This window comes from Streptomyces flavofungini (genome assembly GCF_041028215.1).
Taxonomy (GTDB): Bacteria; Actinomycetota; Actinomycetes; order Streptomycetales; family Streptomycetaceae; genus Streptomyces; species Streptomyces flavofungini_B.
The window spans coordinates 1-3,599 of record NZ_JASKYR010000748.1 but is presented as its reverse complement, the minus strand read 5'-3'; the positions used below and the strand labels follow the sequence as shown (position 1 = coordinate 3,599).

Sequence of the window (3,599 nt, the reverse complement as noted above, 5' to 3'; positions counted from 1 at the left end):
CCCCCACCCCTTGTCAGCCCCCCGTGTAATCGTTTCCAATCCTCCGTGTAATCGATTCCACAAGGAGGTGGAGCGGCGATGGCACCCAGTCCACCGGGCTCGGTGGGGATCAAGGACGTGGCGGCCGAGGCCGGGGTCTCCGTGGCCACGGTGTCCCGGGTCCTCAACGGGCACCCCTCGGTCAGCCCCGGTTCCCGGGAGAGCGTGCTCGCCGCCGTCGAGGCGCTCGGCTACCGGCCGAACGCCGTGGCCCGCTCGCTGCGCACCCACCAGACGCGGACCCTCGGCCTCGTCATCAGCGACGTGCTGAACCCCTACTTCACCGAGCTGGCCCGCTCCGTCGAGGAGGCCGCCCGCGCGCTCGGCTACAGCGTGATCATCGGCAACGCCGACGAGCGCCCCGAGCTCCAGGACCACCACGTACGCACGCTGCTCGACCGGCGGATCGACGGCCTGCTCGTCTCCCCCACCGACGGCGGCTCGCCGCTGATGCTCGACGCCGTGCGCGCGGGCACCCCCGTGGTCTTCGTCGACCGGTGGATTCCCGGCGTCGACGTCCCCGTCGTCCGCTCCGACGGCCGGCGGGCCGTGCGCGACCTGGTCGCCCATCTGCACGCCCTCGGCCACCGCAGGCTCGCCATCATCGCGGGCCCCGCCGCCACGACCACCGGCAGCGAGCGCGTCGAGGCCTTCAGGGACGCGCTGCGCGAGCACGGCATCGCCCTGCCCGACGCCTACATCGGCCAGGGCGACTTCCAGGCCGACAGCGGGCGCCGCGCCACCGAGCGGTTCCTCGCCCTGCCCGAGCCGCCCGAGGCCGTCTTCGCCGCCGACAACCTGATGGCGCTCGGCGCCCTCGACGCGATCCGCGCGCACGGCCTGCGGGTACCGCACGACATCGGCCTCGCGGCGTTCGACGACATCCCGTGGTTCGTGCACACCGACCCGCCCATCACCGCGATCGCCCAGCCGACGGCGGAGCTCGGCCGGGCCGCCGTGCACGCGCTGATCGACCGGATCGAGGGCCGGAGCCCGCGTTCCGTCACCCTGCCCGCCCGCCTCGTCGTCCGGCGTTCCTGCGGCGAGGACACCCGCGTACGAAGGAGCAGCCCGTGAGCAGCCAGGACGAGTTGCTGCGCATCGAAGGCATCCGCAAGACCTTTCCCGGAGTCGTCGCGCTCGACTCCGTGGACTTCGACCTGCGGCGCGGAGAGGTGCACGTCCTGCTCGGCGAGAACGGCGCGGGCAAGAGCACCCTCATCAAGATGCTGTCCGGCGCCTACCGCCCCGACGGCGGACGCATCCTCGCCGACGGCGCGGAGGTGCGCATCAGCGGCGCGCAGGACGCCGAACGGCTCGGCATCGCCACCATCTACCAGGAGTTCAACCTCGTACCCGACCTGACGGTGGCCGAGAACATCTTCCTGGGCCGTCAGCCGCGCCGCTTCGGCCTGGTCGACCGCAAGAAGATGGAGGCCGACGCCGAGGTCCTCCTGAAGCGGGTCGGCCTGAAGGTCTCGCCGCGCGCCAGGGTGCGCGAACTGGGCATCGCCCGGCTCCAGATGGTCGAGATCGCCAAGGCGCTCAGCCTGGACGCGCGCGTGCTCATCATGGACGAGCCGACGGCCGTGCTGACCTCCGAGGAGGTCGACACGCTCTTCGCCATCGTGCGCACGCTGCGCGCGGACGGCGTCGGCATCGTCTTCATCACCCACCACCTGGAGGAGATCGCCGCGCTCGGCGACCGCGTCACCGTCCTGCGCGACGGCCGCAGCGTCGACCAGGTGCCCGCGTCCACCCCGGAGGACGAACTCGTCCGGCTCATGGTGGGCCGCAGCATCGAGCAGCAGTACCCGCGCGAGCGTCCGGAGACCGGTCCGCCGCTGCTCCGCGTCGAGGGCCTGACCCGGGACGGCGTCTTCCACGACGTCACCTTCGAGGTGCGGGCGGGCGAGGTCGTCGGGCTCGCGGGCCTGGTCGGCGCCGGGCGCACGGAGGTCGCGCGCGCCGTCTTCGGGGCCGATCCGTACGACGCGGGAACGGTCGACGTGCGCGGCGAGCGGCTGCCCCGGCACGACGTGAACGCCGCGATGGGCGCGGGCGTCGGCCTGGTGCCCGAGGACCGCAAGGGGCAGGGCCTGGTGCTCGACGCCTCGGTGCGGGAGAACCTCGGCCTGGTCACGCTCCGCTCGGCGACCCGCGCCGGGTTCGTGGACCTGCGGGGCCAGCAGGAGGCCGCCGCCCGGATCGCCGGGCAGCTCGGCGTGCGGATGGCCGGGCTCGGCCAGCGGGTGCGCACGCTCTCCGGCGGCAACCAGCAGAAGGTCGTCATCGGCAAGTGGCTGCTCGCCGACGTCAGGGTGCTGATCCTCGACGAGCCGACGCGCGGCATCGACGTGGGCGCGAAGGTGGAGATCTACCAGCTGATCAACGAACTGACGGCCTCCGGGCACGCGGTCCTGATGATCTCCAGCGACCTGCCCGAGGTGCTCGGCATGAGCGACCGGGTCCTGGTCATGGCGCAGGGCCGGATCGCCGGTGAACTGCCCGCCGGGGAGGCGACGCAGGACGCGGTGATGGCCCTCGCCGTCAGCAGCGCGGGGGCGTCGGACCCCGTACAGGCATCCGAATCCAAGGAAGAAGCGGAGGGCTCCCGTGGCCACTGAAACCGTGAAGCGTGACGCGGGTGGCGCGAGTTCGCTCCGCCGCGTGCTGCTCGACAACGGCGCGCTCAGCGCCCTGATCGTCCTGGTCGTGGCGATGTCGCTGCTCTCCGGCGACTTTCTCACCACCCAGAACCTGCTCAACGTCGGCGTCCAGGCCGCCGTGACCGCGATCCTCGCGTTCGGCGTCACCTTCGTGATCGTCTCGGCGGGCATCGACCTGTCCGTCGGCTCGGTGGCCGCGCTCTCGGCCACGGTCCTCGCCTGGACCGCGACCTCGCAGGGCCTGCCGGTCTGGCTCGCGGTGGTCCTCGCCGTCGCGGCGGGCATGGCCTGCGGCTTCGTCAACGGCCTGCTCGTCTCGTACGGGAAGCTGCCGCCGTTCATCGCGACGCTCGCCATGCTGTCGGTGGCCCGCGGCCTCTCCCTGGTGATCTCGCAGGGCAGCCCGATCCCCTTCCCCGACTCCGTCTCGCACCTCGGTGACACGGTCGGCGGCTGGCTGCCGGTCCCGGTGCTCGTGATGGTCGTGATGGGTCTGGTCACGGCCGTGGTGCTCGGCCGTACGTTCATCGGCCGCTCGATGTACGCGATCGGCGGCAACGAGGAGGCGGCCCGCCTCTCCGGTCTGCGCGTCAAGCGTCAGAAGCTCGTCATCTACGCGCTCTCCGGGCTCTTCGCCGCCGTCGCGGGCATCGTGCTCGCCTCCCGCCTCGTCTCCGCGCAACCGCAGGCCGCCCAGGGCTACGAGCTCGACGCCATCGCCGCCGTCGTGATCGGCGGCGCYRGYSTCGAGCKCGTAGCCCGSRRCGGCCTGCGGTTGCGCGGAGACGAGGCGGGAGGCGAGCACGATGCCCGCGACGGCGGCGAAGAGCCCGGAGAGCCCGTAGATGACGAGCTTCTCACGCTTGACCCGCAGACCGGAGAGGCGGGCCG

The 3,599-nt window shown here is 72.5% G+C and carries 3 protein-coding genes; all 3 read left to right on the top strand.

Annotated features, from left to right (window positions below; genetic code table 11):
* Positions 1 to 78 precede the first annotated feature (78 nt).
* Positions 79 to 1,116, top strand: a complete 1,038-nt coding sequence (locus AB8Z36_RS33720) for a LacI family DNA-binding transcriptional regulator (RefSeq protein ID WP_369217192.1) — start codon at positions 79 to 81, stop codon at positions 1,114 to 1,116.
* Complete coding sequence (locus tag AB8Z36_RS33715) at positions 1,113 to 2,666, top strand: sugar ABC transporter ATP-binding protein (RefSeq protein WP_369217191.1); 1,554 nt, start codon at positions 1,113 to 1,115, stop codon at positions 2,664 to 2,666. The genes AB8Z36_RS33720 and AB8Z36_RS33715 overlap by 4 nt, the downstream gene beginning before the upstream one ends.
* Positions 2,656 to 3,599: ABC transporter permease (locus AB8Z36_RS33710; protein ID WP_369217190.1), on the top strand; the 944-nt coding region annotated here is incomplete at its 3' end. The genes AB8Z36_RS33715 and AB8Z36_RS33710, both read left to right, overlap by 11 nt.